This is a genomic window from Fictibacillus sp. FJAT-27399, assembly GCF_001510655.1.
In the GTDB taxonomy this organism is placed as follows: Bacteria; Bacillota; Bacilli; order Bacillales; family Fictibacillaceae; genus Fictibacillus_C; species Fictibacillus_C marinisediminis.
The window spans coordinates 22,580-45,231 of the sequence record NZ_LMVC01000004.1; the positions used below are offsets into that span (position 1 = coordinate 22,580).

A 22,652-nucleotide genomic window follows, 5' to 3' on the forward strand; every position below is an offset into this window, starting at 1 on the left:
TTTTTTTTGAAAAAATATAACTGTGGCAAGCACTGACATTTGCCTGGCAGCTAAACTGCTTAATTTAGGGTTAAGGGTTTTATACCCCCTTCGGCCTCTTTTTAACCAGTGCAGATGGAGAGAAGAATTAGTTTTATTCGTTGAAAGTTCAACCGAAATTGGGTACATTAATGCATAGTTAAGAACATTATGGAGGTTGGAATCGAGTGGAACTACTCAGTGTGATCCATCAGGCAGAGGATATTTATAAGCAGGTAGGGAATGGAGATTTATGGATTAACCTTGGCATGAAAGTGCTTAAGATTGCCGCCATAATCTTTGGCTCTGTCATTGTCGTGAAAATTGTACGTGCAGCCATATCCAATGTTTTTAAAATTCGAATGAAGAGCCCGCTTAGAATGTCGGAGCGGCGTGAGAACACACTTATTCGGCTTTTAGACAATGTAGCAGCTTATCTTATTTATTTCATCGCTATGCTAATGATTTTGAGCGAATTCAATATAGATGTGAAGGCATTGCTCGCAGGTGCCGGTGTGGTTGGACTAGCCATCGGTTTTGGCGCACAGAACCTGGTGAAAGACGTAATTACCGGATTCTTTATCATTTTTGAACAGCAATTTGCGGTAGGGGATTTTGTGAGAATCAATAACTTTGAAGGAACCGTCGAGGAGATCGGCCTTCGTACGACCAAATTGAAACAATGGACAGGAGAGCTGCATATCCTTCCGAACTCATCCATAATGGAAGTGACCAATTTTTCCATTCATAACAGTGTCGCAGTCGTTGATGTCAGTATCGCTTATGAAGAAGACATCGACAAAGCCCAGGCAATCATTGAAGATGTGGTAAGAGAGAAAACACCAGAATACCCTGAAATGGTCGCTGAACCAGAAGTTCTTGGCATCCAGGCTGTCGGCACGACCGAAATTGTCATCAGGGTAACAGCCGAAGTGCTTCCCATGACACATTTTAAAGTGGCAAGAGAGCTCAAGAAAGCGATTAAGATCAAACTGGATGAAGAAGGCATCGAATTGCCTTATCAGAAGCTGGTTTCCTATCACAAAACTACGGTATCCGAGACTTAATATATAAAGCCGTTGTCTCAAGACGATTTTCTCTATAAAATAGAAAAAAAGCGAATGTCTGGGGGAGTGAACGACTTGGAAGGTAAAGAATTTTTTTTAAACGACGAAGTAGAAATGAAAAAACCTCACCCATGCGGTACGAACCGCTGGAAGATCATCCGTATGGGGGCTGATATCCGAATCAAATGCATGGGATGTCAGCACAGTGTTTTGATCCCCAGAAAAGATTTTGTTAAAAAACTGAAAAAAGTGCTCGTTTCACATCAGGAGTAAGAGACAGACACAGCGTTCCACGTGAAACATCAGTAACAGAACCGGCAATTCCGGTTCTGTTTTTTTTGTGATTACCAGCTCCAGTTCTTGCTGGAAATTATCAGTGGGCTTGCCGCTCTTCTTACTTTGGCGGGTTCAACTTGTTTTTTATCTGCTGACACCCTATAATTATGAAAGATGTGCAAACAAGTATGGAACGACAAAATATATAATCAAATTGATGAGATCAATGAGGAGTGGAATATATGGCTTTAACAACTGGGATTGTCGGTCTTCCCAATGTAGGGAAATCGACGCTTTTTAATGCCATCACGCAAGCCGGGGCTGAATCAGCCAACTATCCGTTTTGTACGATTGACCCGAACGTAGGAATTGTTGAGGTGCCGGATGACCGTCTGCACAAGCTGACCGAGATGGTCCAGCCTAAAAAAGTAGTGCCGACAGCCTTTGAATTTACAGATATCGCCGGAATCGTAAAAGGCGCGAGCAAAGGTGAGGGACTTGGAAACAAGTTCTTGTCACATATCCGCCAGGTGGACGCTATTCTTCAAGTTGTCCGCTGTTTTGAAGACGAAAACATCACTCACGTTTCCGGAAAAGTCGATCCGATCGATGATATTGAAGTCATCAATCTGGAATTGATTTTTGCAGACATGGAGACGGTGGATAAGCGGATTGTCCGTGTTGAGAAACTGGCCAAGTCAAAGGACAAAGAAGCCGTTGCTGAATTCAGTGTTCTTGTAAAAATTAAGGATGCGCTTTTAAATGAATTGCCTGCAAGAAGCGTCGAACTTACGCCGGAAGAAAAGAAAATCGTTTATGGACTGCATCTGCTGACCATGAAACCGATTCTTTATGCTGCGAATGTAAGTGAAGAAGACTTGCTGGAAGGCGGAAACGAGCATGTTGAGAAGGTAAGAGAATATGCTACCCGTGAACATGCTGAGGTTATCGTTATCTGTGCAAAGATCGAAGAAGAGATCGCAGAGCTTGACGGCGACGAGAAAAAAGCATTTTTGGAAGAGCTGGGCATCAAGGAAGCGGGTCTTGATCAATTGATTCGTGCTTCATACTCATTGCTTGGCCTGGCTACGTATTTTACAGCCGGAGTTCAAGAGGTCCGTGCATGGACATTCCGAAAAGGCATGAAAGCTCCGCAATGTGCCGGGATCATCCATACAGACTTTGAACGCGGGTTCATCCGTGCTGAAGTTGTAGCATATGATGATCTGACGGCTGCTGGAAACATGGCAGCAGCGAAGGAAAAAGGAAAAGTAAGGCTGGAAGGTAAAGAATACGAAATGAAAGACGGAGATGTCGTTCACTTCCGCTTTAATGTTTAATAGATAAAGATAGAATCCGGGAAAAAGCTGAATGCTTTTTCCTTTTTTTATTCATGTCTTGTGTTTCGCTAGAGTTTTTGCTATAATTCTTTATTGTGAGTAATTATCGATTTTTATTGAAATGTTGATAGTTTACTCCTTGCCCTATTGTTGGGCCGTTTAGACCAAAAGGAGGTGACCGGAATGAAAAAGTACGAAATCATGTACATCGTCCGTCCAAATCTTGAAGAGGATGCTCTTACATCTGTTAAAGAAAGAGCGAAGACTATCCTTACTGATAATGGTGCGGAAATCGCTAACGAGAAAGAAATGGGTAAAAAGCGTCTAGCCTATGAAATCAACGACCATCGTGATGGCTATTACACGCTTTTAAGCGTAAATGCTCCTGTTGAAGCGATCAATGAATTCGACCGTCTTATGAAGATCAACGAAGATGTTCTTCGTTTCATGACAATTGCAGACGCGAGATAATTTTTAACTTTGAGGAGAGGTTCTTATGCTAAATCGTGTAATCCTTGTTGGACGTTTAACGAAGGACCCGGAATTACGCTATACTCCAAACGGTGTGGCTGTTGCTAACTTTACACTGGCAGTAAATCGAGCATTTACGAATCAGCAAGGTGAACGCGAAGCAGATTTCATCAACTGTGTAATCTGGCGCAAGCCGGCTGAGAATGTGGCTAACTTCCTTAAAAAGGGGTCACTTGCCGGAGTAGACGGGCGCGTTCAGACACGCTCTTATGATAACAACCAAGGTCAGCGTGTTTACGTGACCGAAGTCATGGCAGAAAGTGTTCAATTCTTGGAGCCGAAGAATGCGAACGCCGGCGGAGGACAGCAGCAATACCAAAGCCAGGGCGGGAACAACTTTGGCGGACCATCAGGTGACCGCGGTTATGGCCAGCAGCAACAGCAGCAGAGCCAAAAGCGCAATAACTTTAATGATGATCCATTTGCCAATGATGGCACTCCAATCGACATCTCTGATGACGATTTGCCATTCTAAGACAACACATATGTGATCGAATAAATATAAAATTCAACAAGAAGGAGGGAAATACTCATGGCTGGACGTCGCGGTGGACGCCAAAAGCGTCGTAAGGTTTGTTTCTTCACTGTAAACAAAATCACTTACATCGACTACAAAGATGTAGATCTTCTTAAACGTTTCGTATCAGAACGCGGAAAGATTCTTCCTCGTCGTGTGACAGGAACATCTGCTAAATACCAACGTCAATTGACTCGTGCTATCAAACGTGCTCGTTTCATGGCGCTATTACCATACGTAACTGAATAGTATTCAGTCTTGAAGCACGGTAAAGATTACTCTTTGCTGTGCTTTTTGGTTTCACAAAAACAACAAAAGGAGCTGTCCGGAAAGTCATAAACTGACCTTCTGGAAGCTCCTTTTGTTGAATCTTCAGTGACAAGTTGATTGTAGTGGAAGGTGCGAGACTCCTGCGGGGGTGGCGTTGCTGGTAAGACCAGGTAGGCGCTTGTGCCGTGGGGCTTACCGCACGCCCCGCGGAAAGCGAGCATCCTGAAACGGAAATCAACTGCTTCCAGATAGACAGCCTGTTTCAAAGATAACGGCTTATTGTCAGCCGCTTTTTTATTACTGCTGTCAGCTTTCAAAGATGTAGGAAAGTGCCTGCATCGCCTGCTGAGGGGTTTCCACCACAAGGCTGGCTTTGCTGGACAGTTCTTTTAAAGGATGGTGAAGGGCTTCAGGCCTGATCAAAATGAGCGGCTTATGGAGCGAGGCTGCTCTGGCGGCATCCATGGCAGTGTTCCATTGTTTGTATTTTTCTCCGAAGAGAGCGACCACTACATCCGCCTTGTTGATCAAGATATCGGTACGCAGGTTATTGATGCTTGATGCAGCTTCGTCTTTAAAGATGGCGTTCGGCTGTTTGCCGAGGATCTCTTCTCCGATGTTGTCGGACCGTTCATGGTCTTCCATCGGGCCAACAAAGGTTAATGGAAGGTTCATTTCTTTTGCCTGAGATTTGATCTGTTCCCGCCAATCATCGTGAATCTGACCTGCCAAGTAAACTGTTAGTTCCATGCTATCTCCTCCTCTAAATCTAGAATACCGCATTCAGCCCGCCTGTAAACGGTTTGTCTGGTTCCATTATAACGGCCATCATGATAAGGTAGATACTGTTGTGTATGTTTTATTTGGCACGATGGGGTTAAGCTAATTAATATAATTGGATTTACAGCAAATAATTTACTACAATAAAGACCGTAGGCAATAAAGCCAGAGGTGAACCATGCGTAAAACATCAACAATCGTAGACGGAGCGGTTATGGCCGGCGTCTACATTATTTTAATGATTATCAGTCTAAATCTGCCGCTGATCGGTGCATTTACTTTCTTTTTGCTGCCTTTGCCCATTATCCTGTTTGTTTTCAAACACGGCTGGAAACCAGGGCTGCTCGTCTGGGCAGTTACTCTTGTGTTATCCGGAGTGATAGGGGGAGCCGGCGGCATCATCTACGCATTTCCTTCAGGCTTTGCCGGTATTGTGATGGGTGAACTGTACAAGCGAAAAAAATCGGCCTTTGGTGTACTGCTCGGCGGAAGCCTTGCCGGCATATTCAATCTGCTTTTGCTGCTTGTCTTTGCTAAGTATTTATTGCATTTTAATCTCGTAAAAGTAACCCAGGGGCGATTTAACGATATTATTGATCAAGCCGCACAGTTCTATAAAGATGGCGGCCCCGAAACGGCGCGGCTTGACCTTTTGCGTGAACAGGTGGCTATGATTCCGTATATGCTGCCGATCTCTATTATTATAGGAGCCGTGCTCTCTACATTATTGACGCAGTGGCTGGCTTCACTTGTATTAAAAAGAATGAGGATGGAATACAGGACGTTTCCGCCGTTCCGGGAGTGGTCGTTTCCAAAATCATTTTTGTGGTATTATATTTTAGCCCTTGTCTTGACCTTAACAAGGCCTGAACATGGGTCTGGACTCTACATTCTTACGATTAATCTATATATTATTTTGTCCCTCGTACTTGTTGTACAAGGGCTTACCGTTATCTTTAGTTATGCCAAGAAAAAGCAATGGCCCAAAGCCCTTCCCGTTTTTCTAGCTGTTCTAGTAATATTTACTTCCTCCTTTCTGCCAATTCTTATGGAAGTCGTTAAATTCTTAGGTATAATTGACTTAGGGTTCGAATTAAAGAAACGGATAAATACCTGATAGTAGGAGCTGAAAGTATGCCTAAGTTTTTATTAAAACGGTGGCATGGTTATCCCGTGATAGCCTTGTTCGTCATATCGGTCCTTTTTGTAAGCATCATTACGTACTATCAATGGATAATTGGAGCAGTTGGTTTTCTTTTATTAGGCTTGCTCTTCTATTTCGTAATGCGGGCCGAAAATTCTTTCCAGGAAGAGTTGGGCGATTATATCTCCACCCTCTCCCATCGCATCAAAAAGGTCGGAGAAGAAGCTCTGATGGAAATGCCGATCGGAATCATTCTGTATGACGAAGATTATAAAATTGAATGGGCGAATCCTTTTATGGGGGCATGGGTTGAAGAAGAGGCTTTTATCGGCCACTCGCTTAATCTTATTTCCGAAGATTTAGTGCCGTTTATAAAAAGTGATGCGCTTGAAGAAATCGTAATCTTAAAATCAAGGAAGTTTGTAGTCCATTTCAAAAAAGAGGAACGGCTCCTCTATTTCTTTGATGTTACAGAGCAAATTGAAGTTGAGCGGATGTATGAAGAAGAACAGACATGCATCGGGATCATCTACCTTGATAACTATGAAGAGGTAACACAAGGACTTGACGACCAGTTCCGTTCCAGCATTAACTCCAAGGTCACCTCCATTTTGAACAAGTGGGCCAATGACCATGGAATCTTCTTAAAACGCACGTCTTCAGAGCGCTTTTTGGCCGTTTTCAACCAGCGGATCTTAAGTGAGCTTGAAAAAAACCGCTTTTCCGTCCTGGATGAAGTAAGGGATTCGACCACAAAGGAAAACGTTCCTCTTACCTTGAGTGTTGGTGTTGCCTCAGGACCGTCTGCATTGCCCGAGCTGGGACAGCTGGCGCAATCGAGTCTTGATCTGGCACTGGGACGCGGAGGAGACCAGGTGGCGATTAAACAGCAGAATGGAAAAGTCCGTTTCTATGGCGGAAAGACCAATCCTGTGGAAAAAAGAACGAGAGTGCGTGCACGTGTGATATCTCACGCCTTGAGCGAGCTTGTTCTCGACAGCGACAAAGTAATCATCATGGGCCACAAAAGCCCTGACATGGATTCTATGGGATCGGCGATGGGAATATTGAAAGTGGCTCAGGTCAACGGTAAAGATGGTTATATCGTGCTCGATACATCTGATCTTGATACTGGTGTCCAGCGGTTGATGAATGAGATCAAAGGTACAGACTCACTTTGGAAACATTTCATCACACCGGAAGAAGCGCTTGAGATCTCAACAGCCGGCACGCTGCTGGTTGTCGTGGATACCCACAAACCATCGATGGTCATGGAAGAGCGTCTTCTTTCCAAGCTCGATCATGTCGTTGTGATTGATCATCACCGGCGCGGAGAGGAATTTATCGCAGATCCTGTTCTCGTCTATATGGAGCCTTATGCATCCTCTACAGCAGAGCTGGTGACCGAGCTTCTGGAATATCAGCCTAAACGGCTTAAAATGCGTATGCTTGAAGCCACTGCCCTGCTCGCGGGGATTATCGTGGATACGAAAAGCTTTACACTGCGCACTGGTTCACGGACGTTTGATGCGGCCTCCTACTTAAGGGCCCATGGAGCAGATACCATACTCGTCCAGAAGTTCCTAAAAGAAGATTTGGAAACCTATAACAAACGTTCAAAACTGATTGAAAATGCTGTAGCCTATAAAAATGGAATTGTCATATCCAAAGCAGAGCCAAGCGAAGAATGCGGCCAGGTGCTTATTGCACAGGCTGCGGATATCCTGCTTTCCATGAACGATGTGAGCGCATCCTTCGTTATTGCCAAAAGACATGATCAAAAGATCAGCATAAGCGGCCGTTCTCTGGGGGATGTAAACGTGCAGATGATAATGGAAGGCTTGGGAGGCGGCGGACACTTAACCAATGCAGCCTGCCAGCTTGAGAACGAAACATTGGATGGCGCCGAGAAAAAACTTAAAGCTATTATCGACGAGTATTTTGAAGGGGGAGAAGAAGAATGAAAGTAGTTTTTCTTAAAGATGTTAAAGGTAAAGGAAAAAAAGGGGAAATAAAAAACGTTTCCGAGGGCTATGCACGAAACTATTTATTGCCCAACAACCTTGCAACTGAAGCGACAAAAGGAGCTCTCTCCGTCGTAGAAGGCCAAAAGAAAAGCGAAGAGAAAAAAGCGGCAGCCGTCCTGGAAGAAGCCAAGCAGTTAAAAGAAAAGCTTGATGAAATGACGGTTGAAATCAAAACCAAGTCAGGAGAGGGCGGCCGTGTCTTCGGATCCGTCACAAGCAAACAAATTGCAGATGGCCTAAAGAAAATGAACATTACCATCGATAAACGAAAAATCGATCTGACAAATCCGATCCGATCTTTAGGATATACAGATGTACCCGTTAAGCTTCACCCTGAAGTAACTGGTACGATCAAAGTACATGTAGTTGAAGAATAAGCAGAATGACTGGGACCGGGTTCAACCGGTCTCATCTGCTGTAAACAGGATATTCCCTGCTGATTGCAGCAGGTTATCTTTTCAGGAGGAAGTATTATGAGTGATCTTTTTGTTGATCGCATTCCACCACAGAATATAGAGGCCGAACAGGCGGTCCTGGGAGCTGTTTTTCTGGAGCCCGAAGCATTGGTTACCGCTTCAGAGATTTTGATCCCAGAGGACTTTTACCGCGCCTCACATCAGCGTATCTATCAGGTGATGCTTGATCTGTCAGAGAAAGGGGAGCCCGTCGACCTTATTACGGTCACCTCCGATCTTGCTGACCGGAAGCTGCTCGACGAAATCGGCGGCGTCTCCTATTTAAGTGACCTGGCAAACAGTTCACCGACCGCGGCCAATATTGATTACTACAGTAAGATTGTCGAAGAAAAATCCCTGCTCCGCAGGCTTATTCGTGCAGCCTCGGAAATTGCAGCAAACGGCTACGCCCGTGAAGAAGAAGTAGAAGCTGTCCTGAATGAGGCGGAAAAGTCGATCCTGGAAGTGGCCAACCGTAAAAACGGGGGAGCCTTTATCTCCATCAAAGACGTGCTTGTCGCGGCCTATGACAATATTGAACAGCTTCATAACCGTAAAGGTGACATTACCGGGATCCCGACCGGATTTGCTGACTTGGACCGCATGACTGCAGGTTTTCAGCGAAATGATCTGATCATCGTCGCAGCCCGTCCTTCCGTAGGTAAAACGGCCTTCGCTCTGAATATCGCGCAGAACGTGGCCACCAAAACAGAAGAAAATGTGGCGATCTTCAGTCTGGAGATGGGTGCCGAGCAGCTCGTCATGCGTATGCTTTGTGCGGAAGGAAATATCGATGCACAGCGTCTCCGTACCGGTTCCCTTGTCCCGGAAGACTGGCAGAAATTAACGATGGCGATGGGAAGCCTCTCGGCAGCAGGCATCTTTATCGATGACACACCAGGTGTACGAATTGGAGATATCCGTTCCAAATGCCGCCGTCTCAAACAGGAAAAAGGCCTTGGCATGATCCTGATTGACTATTTGCAGCTCATCCAGGGAAACGGCAGAGCGGGCGAAAACAGGCAGCAGGAGGTTTCTGAAATCTCACGTTCCCTGAAGGCACTTGCCCGTGAACTTCAGGTACCTGTCATCGCGCTCTCCCAGCTTTCCCGTGGCGTAGAATCCCGCCAGGATAAACGCCCGATGATGTCTGATATCCGTGAATCAGGAAGTATCGAGCAGGATGCCGATATCGTAGCGTTCCTATACCGTGATGATTACTATGACAAAGAGTCAGAAAGCAAAAACATTATCGAAATCATCATCGCCAAGCAGCGTAACGGCCCAACCGGCACCGTCGAACTCGCCTTCGTCAAAGAATACAACAAATTTGTGAACCTCGACCGGAGGCATGACGAAAGCAGTATGCCATCCGGCGCATAAAATAGATCAAAAACAGGCATTCTCAAATATGAGGATGCCTGTTTTTTATGAGTGACAAGAAGTCATACTGATGCTGAGAGGAGCACATCAAAAGCAAGTCGTACTGACGCTGAGAGAGGCCCACTAAAGCAAGTCATCAGCGCTGAGGAGCCGTAAAGGACAAAGCCCTTTACGCTCCTCCACCCACCCACACAAACACGAACGGAAAAACTGTAAATATTTTATAATGTTCGTGTTTTGTTGACTTTCACCCTGATAATTGATAAACTAAGCATGGTTTTTTAATTTACTAGAAATAATGGTGTATTTATAACAGAGTTTTAAGTTTACTTGGAGGTGCTGGCGAAATGTCATCCGTAGTCGTTGTCGGAACACAATGGGGAGATGAAGGTAAAGGGAAAATTACCGATTATCTTTCTGAAAAAGCAGAAGTAGTAGCCCGTTATCAGGGTGGTAACAATGCTGGACATACTATCGTGTTCAATGGAAAGAAGTACAAACTGCATTTAATACCATCCGGAATTTTTTATAGCGATAAAGTCTGTGTCATTGGAAACGGTATGGTTATCGATCCGAAGGCGCTTGTTGAAGAGCTTAAGTATTTGCACGATCTGGGAGTTCACACAGAAAACCTAAGAATTTCAAACCGTGCGCATGTCATCCTTCCTTACCATCTTCGCCTTGATGTCCTGGATGAGGAAAGCAAGGGAGCCAACAAAATCGGAACAACGAAAAAAGGGATCGGACCTGCATACATGGACAAAGCGGCACGAATCGGTATCCGTATTGCAGACCTTTTGGACAAAGAAGTTTTCGAAGAGAAGCTTGAAAGAAACCTGGCTGAAAAGAATCGCCTGTTTGAAAAAATCTACGAATCAGAAGGATTCACGAAAGAAGAAATCCTTGATGAATATTACGCATATGGCCAGCAGTTTGCAAAGTATGTATGCGATACTTCTGTTGTACTTAATGATGCGCTTGATGAAGGACGCCGTGTTCTTTTTGAAGGTGCACAAGGTGTCATGCTTGATATCGACCAAGGTACTTATCCGTTCGTTACCTCATCCAACCCAATCGCAGGGGGAGTAACAATCGGTTCTGGTGTCGGACCATCTAAAATCCACCATGTTGTCGGTGTTTGCAAATCGTATACGACGCGTGTTGGTGACGGCCCGTTCCCAACTGAGCTGAACAATGAGATCGGAAACCAAATTCGTGAAGTTGGGCGTGAGTATGGAACGACAACAGGGCGTCCGCGCCGTGTCGGCTGGTTTGATTCAGTGGTTGTCCGCCATGCACGCCGTGTGAGCGGTTTGACCGACCTTTCCCTGAACTCCATCGACGTGCTTACAGGAATTGAGACTTTGAAAATCTGTGTCGCTTACAAGCATAAAGGTGAAGTCATCAATGAATTCCCTGCAAGCCTTAAAATTCTAGGCGAATGTGAGCCTGTCTATGAAGAGCTTCCAGGCTGGACAGAAGACATCACTGGAGCTAAAACGTTGAGTGAGCTTCCGGAAAACGCTCGTCACTATGTAGAACGCGTATCACAGCTGACTGGTATTCCGCTAACGATCTTCTCTGTAGGACCTGACCGTAACCAAACGAACATGGTCCGCGGTGTGTTTGTTTAATATCATTAGAAAATTGGTGAACCGGCCCTGTATGTGGGGCCGGTTTTTGTTTTGAGGAAAATCTGGTTCATGGGGTGCCGCTAGTTGACCATAATCCCAGTTTGGCCAGTAAATCATGAGTTTTGGCTAGTAAAGGAGGAATGCGGGCAGTGGACACTGAATTTTCGCACTGAATTAACCTTCTAAACGAAGAAAATACTTAATTCTACAATTTTTTTAAAAAACTGCTTGCCAAAAAAGAGAAAATGATGATATGATAACTCTTGTCGTGTTAAAACGACTTTTACAGTAAGAGCCATTAGCTCAGTTGGTAGAGCATCTGACTTTTAATCAGAGGGTCGAAGGTTCGAGTCCTTCATGGCTCACCATTTTTTCTTATAGAGTGGCCCGTTGGTCAAGCGGTTAAGACACCGCCCTTTCACGGCGGTAACACGGGTTCGAATCCCGTACGGGTCACCAAGTTATTTTCATGACAATGAAAAAACCCCAGTTATTAATTTCATTTTTTGGACTCGTGGTGTAGTGGTTAACATGCCTGCCTGTCACGCAGGAGATCGCCGGTTCGACCCCGGTCGGGTCCGCCATTTTTTTCTTAATTTTTACAGAACTACTAAATGTTGGCTTGATAGCTCAGTCACGAGCAACACAATGTGATTAAGCAGCGAGTTGTCTCGACGGATACCCATCGTCAGATTCACATGCAGAGGAAGAGACAGGGACCGACGGACAGAAATTACTAAATCTTGGCTCGATAGCTCAGTCGGTAGAGCAGAGGACTGAAAATCCTCGTGTCGGCGGTTCGATTCCGTCTCGAGCCACCATTTTACTTACAATTACTATACCTGATCGATTATGACAAAAGGCATGCAGCTACCATTCTGCATGCCTTTTTAATACACTCTTTGATTTTTACACCAATAGCGGGCGGTGCCCATATAGTAAGAACAAAGGAAGAATAGCCGTTGGAAGGAAGACAGATATATGGGCACGATTCAGCTGGTTCTCTATTTGATCGCGTGTTATTTTATCGGAAACATTATGACAGGGTATCTTGTTGCTAAATGGTTAAAGGGAGTCGATCTCAGAACTGAGGGAACAGGAAATATTGGGGCTCGAAATGCCGGCCGCGTAATCGGGCCTTGGGGATTTATTCTGACGCTTGCAGGAGACCTGCTCAAGGCAGCTCTGGCTGTTCAGCTGGCAAAATCCTATTTTGGCCTCCCTCCGACCCTGCAGCTGGCCGCTTTCTTCATGGTCATAGCGGGCCATCTATGGCCTGTTGCGCTTAAGTTTCATGGCGGCAAAGGAGTAGCATCCTTTATTGGCGGAATTCTTGTTTTTGATTGGAAAATCACGGCGGCGGCAGCTGTACTGTTCCTCCTCCTTTTTGCCATCAGGAGAAGTTTGACCGTAGCGGGGCTCATTGCGTTTCTGGCGGTGCCGATTCTGCATTATGCCTTTTATCAGATGCTGAGGGTTGCCCTTCTGCTCCTGTTGATCTCTGTGCTTGTCGTGTATGTGCAAAAAGATGATTTAGCGCTCCGCTTTACGGGGAAATCATGAATGATCCTCTTTTTAAAAAGGAGGATTATTTTTATGATTTAAAGAAGCTTACATAGAAGTAATGTCCAGATTCAGCGCCTGTCGGACCTAAACAGGTTGCTTCCGCTTTTCTTACAGAGCGAGAAGACTGACGTTATGGAGAATTTAGATATTGTGGTAAAATAAAGGATAGACAAACTATTTCATTCAACCAATTTATATAAAAGAGACTTGAAATTACGGTTTCCAAAAAGGAGCGACTACCGGATGGACAAAAAGATTCTTGTAGTAGATGATGAGAGGCCGATTGCGGATATTTTACAGTTCAATCTGGAGAAAGAAGGGTTCCAGGTAACGTGCGCATATGACGGTGTATCGGCAATTGAAAAAATAGAAAACGAGAAACCGGACATGATTCTTTTGGACATCATGCTTCCAATGAAAGATGGAATGGAAGTATGCCGTGAGGTCCGGAAAAAATACGATACCCCGATTATTATGCTTACAGCCAAAGACTCAGAGATTGATAAGGTCCTTGGCCTTGAGCTTGGTGCCGATGATTATGTCACGAAGCCTTTCAGTACACGGGAACTGATCGCACGCGTTAAAGCAAATCTGCGCCGCCATCAACAAGAAACAGAACGTGAAGTTGATGAGAACAACGAAATCGTGATCGGCTCTTTAACCATCCATCCAGATGCTTATCTCGTAACGAAACGCGGTGAGTCGATTGAACTCACCCATCGGGAGTTTGAACTTCTGTATTATTTGGCCAAGCATATCGGCCAGGTGATGACACGTGAGCATTTGCTGCAGACCGTATGGGGCTATGATTATTTTGGCGACGTCCGTACAGTAGATGTGACTGTCCGCCGTCTTCGCGAGAAAGTGGAAGACAACCCAAGCCATCCTCTCTGGATCATTACCAGACGCGGAGTGGGCTACTATTTACGAAATCCTGACCAGGAGTAGACAAATGGATAAGGTAGGCTTTTTCAGATCAATACACGTTAAATTTGTATTGATCTATGTTTTGCTCATTTTAATCGCCATGCAGGTCATCAGTGTGTATTTCATCAATAACCTGGAAGCTAATCTTCGGAATAACTATGACAACGCACTGAAGAATAATTTGGACTTCTTCGAGTTTAATGCGGAGCAGAAGATCCTGGATGCCCAGCAGATGAAAGAAGCAACAGAGGACAAGAACAGTACGCTGAGAGATGACATTGCACAGCTTATTAACGAAACGAAGGATCAGAACATCAAGGAAGTTCAGGTCCTTAACAAAGACGGTGTCGTTCTTGGCAGTGATAAACGGAATCTGATCGGCCAGGTCAGCACGAACAGTAAAATTAAGCTCGCTCTTAACGGCACGGAGGCTCAGACCGAAATGTATGACCCCGACTCAAAACAGCGGGTCATTGTCTGGGCGAAACCGATCATTGCCGGAAAAGAAAAGCAGGTCGACAAGAATAAACAAATTCTCGGAGCGATTTATGTCGAATCGTCTATCGAGAGTGTGTACAAGCAAATCAGTGATATTAATAAAATTTTGACGACCGGTACGGTTATTGCCCTGGGAATAACAGCGATACTCGGTATTTTTCTTGCCCGGACAATCACAAGGCCGATGGCGGATATGCGTAAACAGGCGCTTGTTATGGCAAGGGGCGATTTTTCCCGAAAAGTGCAGGTTTATGGCGATGATGAGATCGGCCAGCTGTCGATGACATTCAACGATCTGACGAGAAAGCTACAGGAAGCGACCGCCATTACTGAGAGTGAGAGAAGGAAGCTGCGCTCTGTCCTCACTTATATGACGGATGGTGTGATTGCCACCGACCGGGACGGATGCATTATACTAATGAACGACCGTGCCGAAGAAATGCTGAACATCTCCCGGCAGCATGCACTAGGAAACACGCTGCTTGAGCTTCTTCGGCTCAATGACCAGTATACGTGGGACGAGCTGTACAACGAGTATGAGAGCATGCTGCTCGATTTCAGTACAGATAAAGTGCATTATGTCCTTAGAGCGAACTTCTCTGTGATCCAAAAAGAAGGCGGTCCGGTAAACGGATTGATCGCCGTTCTGCATGATGTGACAGAGCAGGAGCAGATTGAGAATGAGCGAAGAGAGTTCGTATTCAACGTTTCCCATGAACTCCGTACGCCGCTTACGACGATGAGAAGCTACCTGGAGGCGCTTGCTGAAGGAGCATGGCAGGATGAAAACATCGCACCCCGCTTTTTGGAAGTGACGCAGAACGAAACCGAGCGGATGATCCGTCTCGTAACCGATCTTCTGCAGCTCTCCAAAATGGACAGCAAGGATTACCGGTTTAATTTTATTCAAACGGACCTTGTTCAATTTCTGCAGGACATTATTGAACGCTTTGAAATGCTTCAGCATGAGCATCTCCATTTTGTAAGGAATTTGCCTGAGCGCTCGATTATGGTGCAGATCGATACCGACAAGATGACGCAGGTCGTGGATAATATTATTTCCAACGCGATCAAGTATTCTCCGGAGGGTGGAACGATTTCCGTTTCCGCTTCTCTTCACGGCAGAAAGATTAAGGTCAGCGTGGCCGATCAGGGTGTCGGCATCCCGAAAAACAATGTCTCTAAAATCTTTGACCGCTTTTTCCGTGTAGACCGTGCCCGCTCCAGGGACTTAGGCGGTACAGGTCTAGGACTTGCGATCACAAAAGAAATCGTGCTTGCCCATGGCGGGGATATTTGGGCTGAAAGTGAATGGGGCCAAGGAACAACTATACATTTTACCCTTCCTTTAAAAAAGGTAAGGGGGGAGTAAAAGATGACGTGGAGCAAAATTTACAACATTATTAAATCTGTGGCAAAGTCTGTATATCGGAATTTTGAAGTCATTAAGTCGGTCTTACTGATCTTTTTGATCATGCTAAGCCTGATTATGACATGGAGTCTGTGGACGCTTAAGCCGAACTACAGCAATTTGGAAGAAACAAGGACTTTGAAAAAAGCACAAGTGACAGATACGAAAAAAATTACGGATGTCATCAGGCCTAGCCAGATCATCTATTATGACAAGAACTCATACAGGGGAATGCCCGCCAATGATAATTTTATCGAGCGGGTAAACCAGATGCTTGAAAACACGAAGTTTTATGAAAGCCGAAATCGGCCTTCAACGAACATTGATGAAAAGCTGAAGAATAAAGAGTACATCGAGGTCATCTATCCGACCGATATGACAGCGGATATCTACAGCCAGATCTTCAACCTGACATCCTCAGGCGGAACGTTTACTATCCCATCTGCAGACCGTGTCATTTTCTATAAAAAAGATACAAATGAAGTGGAGGCGCACATCATCTCCTATACACAGAGGAAGATGATCACTGCAAGCACAACCTTCCCGTTTGATTCTTTGAAGAACATTATCAATAACGCGAAAAGCGGTGTGCTTGAATATGAGCCGTATGATGTGGAGCGCGATACTGACCAAGGGGCAGAAGTTTCCAGACGCTTCTATTTCCCAAAACAAAGCTTTGAGCTTAACTCCTACAGTTATCTCTCCCGTTCCATTAATAGTGATACGATTGACCGCTACAAGAACGCGCTGTTCCGTGATCCAGGCAACGTCAAGAGCGGCAACACCGGAGAATATTATACTGATGAAAGCTCCGCACTGGACGTGAACCGCGACACGAATCGAATTAAATATACTAATTTCACACAAGGCCCTGATGAAGATATGACCCAGCAGACGAGAAGCCCGCTCTTCAACAGTGTTGATTTTATTAATAACCATGCGGGCTGGGGAAATCCATATTATTTTTACAATTTGGACCCTACAAGCGGTTCAGTCGAATTTCTGCTGTTTGTCAGAGGCATTCCAGTGATCAAGAGTGATATGGAAATGAAACTCGGCTGGACGAACAACGAATTGAATGAATATCAGCGTTCCTTGGTAGAGCTCGTCATGGACGAAAATGAATATTCATTCAAACCGAAAAAAGTGAAGCTTCAGTCTGCAGCAGAAGTTAAGGCTGCTCTTAAGGATTATGACATGTCCCTTGTTAACAAACTGGCAGTCGGCTATGAGATGACGCATGCAAGAGGACAGGAAAATGTGTACAATCTCCAGCCGAAATGGTTTGTCAATTATGGACCAAGCCATGACTGGCAGCCATTATTCCGTGACAGTCAAAGGCCTGGAGGAGAATTCTAATGGATTGGAAAAAAACTAAGACGATTTTTATTCTGACGTTCCTGATTCTGAATATCTTTCTCGGGTACCAGCTCTCGCAGAAAATGGACAAGAGCAATCTCAAGTACCTGTCTGAGCAGCCTCTTGAAAAAAGGCTGGCGGACAACAATATTGATTATAAAGATAGTCTTCCGCAGAGCTATAAAGACCATCAAACCCTGATTAGCGGTCAGCGGGCTCCTTTTTCAGCGAACGAGATTAAATCAAAAACGAGTAAGCTGGACAGCAGCAGTACAGATACGACGCTCATTTTTAACTTAAAAAAGCCGCTGGAACTGGATAAGAACGACCTTGTCAAAGATGTTTCTCAATTTCTGAAAGATGACGTCTACCGGGGCGATGAATATCGATTCTATAAAAAAGACACGAAGAACCATAAGATTTGGTTTACACAAATCTATCAAGGAAAACCACTTTTCTTTGATACGAATGATGATACGAACCGCCCGAGCGGAATGGTGATGTTCGAATGGAATGAAAAAGGCTATCTCACCCGCTATACACAAACTTTTATTTCTGTGTACAGACAGGGTACGCCGCAGGAAATTATTTCACCTATGAAAGCATTAGGTAGCTTGTTTAATACCCAGCATCTTTCAAGCGGTGACAAAATTAATAAGATTGTTCTCGGTTATTATAGTCTGGCAAATGTGGAGGATGTGCAGGTATATGCGCCAACGTGGTCAATTGAAACGGAGGATGCGCATTTTCTCGTGAACGCAACAGACAGTTCCATTCAGGAGATTGACAGAGAACAATAGAGAGGATTGAACAATGAGTTTGCAATTCAGCGTGCTGGCAAGCGGCAGTACCGGAAACGCGATTTACGTGGAAACGGGGAATGCGCGCCTGCTTGTTGATGCCGGCCTTAGCGCAAAGCAGATGAAACTCTTATTTGAAAAAGCAAGCTGCTGTGAACTGGATCAGCTGGACGGAATTCTCGTAACCCATGAACATAGCGATCATATAAAAGGACTCGGCGTTTTGGCACGAAAGTATAAACTGCCGGTCTATGCCAACGCAAAAACATGGAAAGCGATGAACGGACTGATCGGTGAAGTGGATACGGAACAGAAATTTGATTTCGAAATGGAAACGGTCCGCACATTCGGTGATCTGGAGGTTGAGTCCTTCGGTGTTTCCCATGATGCGGCCGAGCCGATGTTTTATGTGTTCCATCATGAAGGAAAAAAGCTGACGCTTATGACGGATACCGGCTATGTCAGTGACCGGATGAAAGGAATCACAAAGCACAGCGATGCGTTTGTGATCGAATCGAACCATGATATCAACATGCTTATGATGGGGCGCTATCCTTGGAACATCAAACGAAGGATCCTTGGCGATCACGGCCATATTTCCAATGAAGACTGCGGGTTTGCTCTTGCAGATCTGATTGGCGACCAGACGAAACGAATCTACCTCGCCCATCTGAGTAAAGACAACAATATGAAAGATATTGCTCACCTTGCTGTAAAACAGACACTTGAAAACAAAGGGTTTGTGATCGGTGAAGATCTGCAGCTTTATCATACGGATGCAGCCCAGCCGACTGACTTGGTGCTTGTTTAACTGCTCTCTGTTTAAGGGACACCGTTTAAGGAAATAACAATAAATGTGGAAAAGTGTGAAAAATAACCCATATTTTTTAAGTTAGGGATTTGATTTTTTATAATAAATAAAAAATCATTACAGCATTCATTTTATTGTTGAAAGGAACGGTGAAGCAGGGAATGGGCTATTATGATGACGATTATGAATCTAGTCCAAGAAAGCAAAAAGGTAACCGAGGCGGATTTTTGCTGGCCGCTCTTGTAGGCGCTATATTAGGCGGCCTGCTCATATTATTTTCAATTCCTGCCCTTGGAGGCATGGGGCTTCTGCCTGATAACTATTCAAGCAATGAAGATAATGCCGGCGTTAATGAGCAAAACGGGATCAACAAAAACGTGAATGTGAACGTCACGACCAACGTCACTGATGCTGTCAGTAAGGCACGGGATGCAGTTGTCGAAGTGCTGAACATCCAGCAAGGTGAGTTCTGGAACCAAGGCCAGCAGGCTGCCGGTTCAGGATCAGGTGTGATCTATAAAAAAGAAGGTGGAAAAGCCTATATCGTGACAAACAATCACGTCGTAAAAGGTGCCAGCCGCCTTGAGATTACACTAAGTAACGGCACGAAGCTGAAGGGCACACTGCGCGGTACGGACCCGCTGATGGACCTGGCGGTAGTTGAAATCGACGGCAGCAGGGTGAAAAAAGTGGCTCAATTTGGGTCATCCAGCTCACTGAAACCGGGTGAGCCTGCCATTGCAATCGGTAACCCGCTCGGAACATTTCCAGGCTCTGTAACAGAGGGGGTTGTCTCCAGTGCTGACCGAACCATGCCAGTTGACAGCGATGAGGACGGCAATCCGGACTGGCAAGCCGAAGTTATCCAAACGGATGCGGCGATCAACCCTGGTAACAGCGGAGGCGCCCTTCTGAATATCGGCGGCCAGGTTATCGGCATTAACTCCAGTAAAATTGCACAGCAGGAAGTAGAAGGAATTGGATTCGCCATCCCTTCTGATACAGCTAAGCCGATTATCGCAGACCTTGAGCGTTACGGCGAAGTTAAACGCCCATTCCTGGGTGTTGGCCCTATCCCATTATCACAAGTCAGCAGCTATCACCGTCAAACGACGTTAAAGCTGCCGCCAAGTGTTAAATCAGGTGTCGTGGTTATGGATGTTGATCCATTATCACCAGCTGACCGGGCGGGGATCAAAGAGATGGATGTTATTGTCGCACTCGATGACAAGAAAATCGGCTCTCCACTGGAGCTTCGCAAATATCTGTATACGAAAAAAGAAGTAGACGATAAGATGAAAATTACGTACTACAGCAAAGGCAAAAAGAAAACCACGACCATTAAACTGGGTCTTCAGAAGTCTTCATAAGAGAAGGGGCTGTAAAGCAGGTTGTTTATCTGGAAGCAGTTGATTTCCGTTCCAGGATTCTCGCTTTCCGCGGGGCGTGCGCTGAACCCCTCGGCGCTTGCGCCTGCGGGTTTCATCTGTCACGCTAGTCCCGCAGGAGTCTCGAACCTTCCACTACAATCAACTTGTCACTGTAGATTAAACAAAAGAGCTTCCAGAAGGTCAGTTTATGACTTTCTGGAAGCTCCTTTTTGTGTTTGCTTGGATGAAGCGTGTAAAGGTGATTTAAATGTTGCAGGATATGGAATAGGAGTGGCTTTCTTTGTGTTAAAATACGAAGAGATCATCATGTGGATAAATAAAGGAGAATGACTGTTGAAAAAATTTTGCTGCGATGAACATGTGGATATCGGGATCGATGAGATCGTTGATGAATTGGAAATCTATCCGAATCTGGAGTTATTAACAGAATCAGAAAAGTTATCAACAACATGTACGTATTGCGAAAAAAAGGCCATATATAAAGTATCGAACGAGTGATCCTATACTAAATGTGGATAGATTTTGTGTATATGTGGATAACTTTTGTGGATAAGTTGTTTATAAAAGGAGTTTTCCCCTGTGAATATCTTAGTAGTAACCGTTGGCAAACTGAAAGAAAAGTATTTGAAAATGGGAATTGATGAATACGTAAAGCGGCTCGGGCCATATGCCAAAATAGAAATTATCGAGGTAGCGGACGAAAAAGCGCCTGAAACCTTGAGTGATCAGGAGATGCAGATCGTGAAAAAAGCAGAAGGTGAGCGAATCCTGGCGAAAATCCCACAGGATGCTCATGTTGTTGCCATGGCGATTGAGGGAAAGCTGATCTCTTCAGGAGATTTAGCCAAAAACTTGGACCAGCTGGCGACCTACGGTAAGAGCAAAGTGGCGTTCGTCATCGGCGGATCCCTGGGACTCAGTGATGAGGTGATGAAGCGGGCGAATGAGAAAATTTCCTTTGGCCGAATTACGTATCCGCATCAGCTGATGAAATTGGTGCTGGTGGAACAAATTTATCGGGCTTTTCGGATTAATCGGGGTGAACCGTACCATAAGTAATTTTGCAATTGTTCGATGACTTTTTTTAGGTAAGCATATAGTCAATATAAAAAAAAGAAGTGCCAATGAACCAAGCTGCGTTCTTGATACTTCTTTTTTATATTTTATTTGAAAGATTAACTGTTACGCTGCTTTCTTTTGTTGTTTTTGGTCTAAGCGATGACTTTGGAAAGTTAGAAGACTTGCAAAGATAGCAACCAGTCCCCCGACCCATGTCACATTCATCAAGTTTCCTTGATGGTAAACGAATCCGCCTAATGCGGAACCAAAGGCAATACCTACATTGCTTGCGACTGGCATCAGGGAAGCAGCGAGTCCTGTTGCTTTTGGCTGATAAATACGGGCAAGGTCTATCAAATAAAGCTGGGTAGATGTTGTTAAAAGGATGGCCATTAATGACATCAAGCCTATGTTAACCAATCCAAAGATAAAGTGATTTGTCGTCCAATATAAACTGATCAGAACCAAGGCCTGCAAAAAGAAAACAAACCTAAGGCGTCCAATAGCATTGTAGCTGGCAATTTTACCAGCGAGTATGTTGCTGAAAATCGAAATAAATCCGTAGCCAAACAAGATCAAACTAATTGAACTACGTGGTACTTCCATTCCTTTCAGGATCGGGACCAGATACGTATAAATGGCATACGTCGCTCCAAAACCAAGTGATGGAATGAAAAAAGCCATTAAGATTCGTGGGTGTGTTAATAAAGAAAGTTGATCACGCATCGAACTGCGAATTTGACTGTGCATTTTAGGCAAAATGAAGAAAGATGCCAAAAATGAAATTCCCCCCAGAAGAGTCGTAAACAGGAAGGTTGAATTCCAGTTGTACCATTGAGCGATGACCGTGCCTATCGGTACCCCAATCACGTTTGCAAGAGTAAAACCACCGAAAACGAAGGATATAGCAAGTCCGCGTTTTGCGATCGGCATGGTTTCACTTGCAACAATCATAGCAAGAGAGATTAAAACTCCTGTTACAATCGCCGTCATCATCCGAAGTGCAAGGAGTATGATGTAGCTCGTCGAAAACACGCACAAAGCATTCAGGATAATGAACGATCCTATCAAAAGCAACATCCATTTACGCTTTGGAAAATGGCTTGTGGCTGACATTACGATTGGTGTGCCAATAGCAAACGTAATTGCAAATGCAGAAACGAGTGTACCTGCTTTCGCATTAGTTATATGAAGACTCGAGGAAATATCGGTTAAGATTCCAACGATAACAAATTCGCTTGTCCCGAGAACAAATGTTAATAAAGTAAGTGTAAAGATGAGTAACCAATGTCGCTTGGATAATTCTGCGGCGTGCATAACTACCTCTTTTCTTAGATGAATGTAAATGTGTCACATGGCTGGTAAACAATCTAACTATCATACCATAA

At 44.7% G+C, this 22,652-nt stretch carries 24 protein-coding genes and 4 tRNA genes; 25 read left to right on the forward strand and 3 right to left on the reverse strand.

What is annotated here, in order from left to right:
- The first annotated feature begins 287 nt into the window (after positions 1–287).
- The 6 genes from AR335_RS16725 to rpsR all read left to right on the forward strand — a co-directional run bounded on the left by AR335_RS16725 (position 288) and on the right by rpsR (position 3,998).
- Entirely contained in the window at positions 288–1,085 is a 798-nt protein-coding gene (locus AR335_RS16725) for a mechanosensitive ion channel family protein (RefSeq protein ID WP_082316278.1), read from the forward strand.
- Positions 1,086–1,160: 75 nt separating this feature from the next.
- Complete coding sequence (locus AR335_RS16730) at positions 1,161–1,358, forward strand: DUF951 domain-containing protein (protein ID WP_053356323.1); 198 nt, start codon at positions 1,161–1,163, stop codon at positions 1,356–1,358.
- Between the two features lie 245 nt (positions 1,359–1,603).
- The gene (gene ychF / locus AR335_RS16735) at positions 1,604–2,701 is read left to right on the forward strand and encodes a redox-regulated ATPase YchF (protein ID WP_062238068.1); all 1,098 of its coding nucleotides are present in this window, start codon (positions 1,604–1,606) and stop codon (positions 2,699–2,701) included.
- 183 nt (positions 2,702–2,884) lie between these two features.
- Positions 2,885–3,172, forward strand: coding sequence for a 30S ribosomal protein S6 (rpsF, locus tag AR335_RS16740; RefSeq protein ID WP_062238071.1), 288 nt, complete (start codon positions 2,885–2,887; stop codon positions 3,170–3,172).
- Positions 3,173–3,197: 25 nt separating this feature from the next.
- The gene (ssb, locus tag AR335_RS16745; protein WP_053356326.1) at positions 3,198–3,707 is read left to right on the forward strand and encodes a single-stranded DNA-binding protein; all 510 of its coding nucleotides are present in this window, start codon (positions 3,198–3,200) and stop codon (positions 3,705–3,707) included.
- 57 nt (positions 3,708–3,764) lie between these two features.
- The gene (gene rpsR, locus AR335_RS16750) at positions 3,765–3,998 is read left to right on the forward strand and encodes a 30S ribosomal protein S18 (protein WP_053356327.1); all 234 of its coding nucleotides are present in this window, start codon (positions 3,765–3,767) and stop codon (positions 3,996–3,998) included.
- A 26-nt stretch (positions 3,999–4,024) separates the two neighbouring features.
- Here the strand turns inward: rpsR and AR335_RS16755 are convergent, their stop codons facing one another.
- Together AR335_RS16755 and AR335_RS16760 are read right to left on the reverse strand one after the other, a co-directional pair.
- Positions 4,025–4,336: a hypothetical protein gene (locus AR335_RS16755; protein WP_062238074.1), complete on the reverse strand. Its 312-nt coding sequence runs from the start codon at positions 4,334–4,336 to the stop codon at positions 4,025–4,027.
- Positions 4,326–4,769: a YtoQ family protein gene (locus AR335_RS16760; RefSeq protein ID WP_053356329.1), complete on the reverse strand. Its 444-nt coding sequence runs from the start codon at positions 4,767–4,769 to the stop codon at positions 4,326–4,328. The genes AR335_RS16755 and AR335_RS16760 overlap by 11 nt, the downstream gene beginning before the upstream one ends.
- A 208-nt stretch (positions 4,770–4,977) precedes the next feature.
- Between AR335_RS16760 and AR335_RS16765 the strand changes: the two genes are divergently transcribed.
- The 19 genes from AR335_RS16765 to rlmH all read left to right on the forward strand — a co-directional run bounded on the left by AR335_RS16765 (position 4,978) and on the right by rlmH (position 21,264).
- Positions 4,978–5,916 carry a YybS family protein gene (locus AR335_RS16765; RefSeq protein ID WP_053356330.1) on the forward strand — a complete coding sequence of 313 codons (939 nt, stop codon included), beginning with the start codon at positions 4,978–4,980 and terminating at the stop codon, positions 5,914–5,916.
- 17 nt (positions 5,917–5,933) lie between these two features.
- Positions 5,934–7,907: a DHH family phosphoesterase gene (locus AR335_RS16770; protein ID WP_062238076.1), complete on the forward strand. Its 1,974-nt coding sequence runs from the start codon at positions 5,934–5,936 to the stop codon at positions 7,905–7,907.
- Positions 7,904–8,347 carry a 50S ribosomal protein L9 gene (rplI, locus tag AR335_RS16775; protein ID WP_062238079.1) on the forward strand — a complete coding sequence of 148 codons (444 nt, stop codon included), beginning with the start codon at positions 7,904–7,906 and terminating at the stop codon, positions 8,345–8,347. Before AR335_RS16770 ends, rplI begins: the two co-directional genes overlap by 4 nt.
- Positions 8,348–8,443: 96 nt before the next feature.
- Positions 8,444–9,808: a replicative DNA helicase gene (gene dnaB / locus AR335_RS16780; RefSeq protein ID WP_053356333.1), complete on the forward strand. Its 1,365-nt coding sequence runs from the start codon at positions 8,444–8,446 to the stop codon at positions 9,806–9,808.
- Between the two features lie 347 nt (positions 9,809–10,155).
- Positions 10,156–11,442 (forward strand): adenylosuccinate synthase, encoded by a 1,287-nt coding sequence (locus AR335_RS16785; protein ID WP_062238081.1) that lies wholly within the window; start codon positions 10,156–10,158, stop codon positions 11,440–11,442.
- Between the two features lie 292 nt (positions 11,443–11,734).
- Positions 11,735–11,810, forward strand: a tRNA-Lys gene (locus AR335_RS16790).
- 16 nt (positions 11,811–11,826) lie between these two features.
- Positions 11,827–11,901: transfer RNA gene (locus tag AR335_RS16795), tRNA-Glu, on the forward strand.
- 49 nt (positions 11,902–11,950) lie between these two features.
- A tRNA-Asp gene (locus AR335_RS16800) sits at positions 11,951–12,026 on the forward strand.
- A gap of 161 nt (positions 12,027–12,187) precedes the next feature.
- Positions 12,188–12,263: transfer RNA gene (locus tag AR335_RS16805), tRNA-Phe, on the forward strand.
- A 160-nt stretch (positions 12,264–12,423) separates the two neighbouring features.
- The gene (locus AR335_RS16810) at positions 12,424–13,005 is read left to right on the forward strand and encodes a glycerol-3-phosphate acyltransferase (protein ID WP_062238083.1); all 582 of its coding nucleotides are present in this window, start codon (positions 12,424–12,426) and stop codon (positions 13,003–13,005) included.
- A 246-nt stretch (positions 13,006–13,251) separates the two neighbouring features.
- Positions 13,252–13,956, forward strand: a complete 705-nt coding sequence (yycF, locus tag AR335_RS16815; RefSeq protein ID WP_053356336.1) for a response regulator YycF — start codon at positions 13,252–13,254, stop codon at positions 13,954–13,956.
- 4 nt (positions 13,957–13,960) lie between these two features.
- Positions 13,961–15,805, forward strand: a complete 1,845-nt coding sequence (walK, locus tag AR335_RS16820) for a cell wall metabolism sensor histidine kinase WalK (protein ID WP_062238085.1) — start codon at positions 13,961–13,963, stop codon at positions 15,803–15,805.
- 3 nt (positions 15,806–15,808) lie between these two features.
- A complete protein-coding gene (locus tag AR335_RS16825; RefSeq protein WP_062238086.1) occupies positions 15,809–17,203 on the forward strand; it encodes a YycH family regulatory protein in 1,395 nt (464 codons plus the stop codon).
- Positions 17,203–18,003, forward strand: a complete 801-nt coding sequence (locus AR335_RS16830; protein WP_062238088.1) for a two-component system regulatory protein YycI — start codon at positions 17,203–17,205, stop codon at positions 18,001–18,003. The genes AR335_RS16825 and AR335_RS16830 overlap by 1 nt, the downstream gene beginning before the upstream one ends.
- 13 nt (positions 18,004–18,016) lie before the next feature.
- Complete coding sequence (locus AR335_RS16835) at positions 18,017–18,814, forward strand: MBL fold metallo-hydrolase (RefSeq protein ID WP_053356340.1); 798 nt, start codon at positions 18,017–18,019, stop codon at positions 18,812–18,814.
- 161 nt (positions 18,815–18,975) lie between these two features.
- Complete coding sequence (locus AR335_RS16840) at positions 18,976–20,184, forward strand: S1C family serine protease (RefSeq protein WP_062238090.1); 1,209 nt, start codon at positions 18,976–18,978, stop codon at positions 20,182–20,184.
- Positions 20,185–20,223: 39 nt separating this feature from the next.
- Positions 20,224–20,535: a hypothetical protein gene (locus tag AR335_RS16845; protein ID WP_156419055.1), complete on the forward strand. Its 312-nt coding sequence runs from the start codon at positions 20,224–20,226 to the stop codon at positions 20,533–20,535.
- Between the two features lie 3 nt (positions 20,536–20,538).
- Positions 20,539–20,703, forward strand: a complete 165-nt coding sequence (locus AR335_RS23275) for a CxxH/CxxC protein (protein WP_082316078.1) — start codon at positions 20,539–20,541, stop codon at positions 20,701–20,703.
- Positions 20,704–20,784: 81 nt separating this feature from the next.
- Complete coding sequence (gene rlmH / locus AR335_RS16850) at positions 20,785–21,264, forward strand: 23S rRNA (pseudouridine(1915)-N(3))-methyltransferase RlmH (protein WP_062238094.1); 480 nt, start codon at positions 20,785–20,787, stop codon at positions 21,262–21,264.
- Between the two features lie 123 nt (positions 21,265–21,387).
- Here rlmH and AR335_RS16855 read toward each other — a convergent pair whose 3' ends face one another.
- Positions 21,388–22,581, reverse strand: coding sequence for an MFS transporter (locus tag AR335_RS16855; protein WP_062238097.1), 1,194 nt, complete (start codon positions 22,579–22,581; stop codon positions 21,388–21,390).
- Between the last annotated feature and the right edge of the window lie 71 nt (positions 22,582–22,652).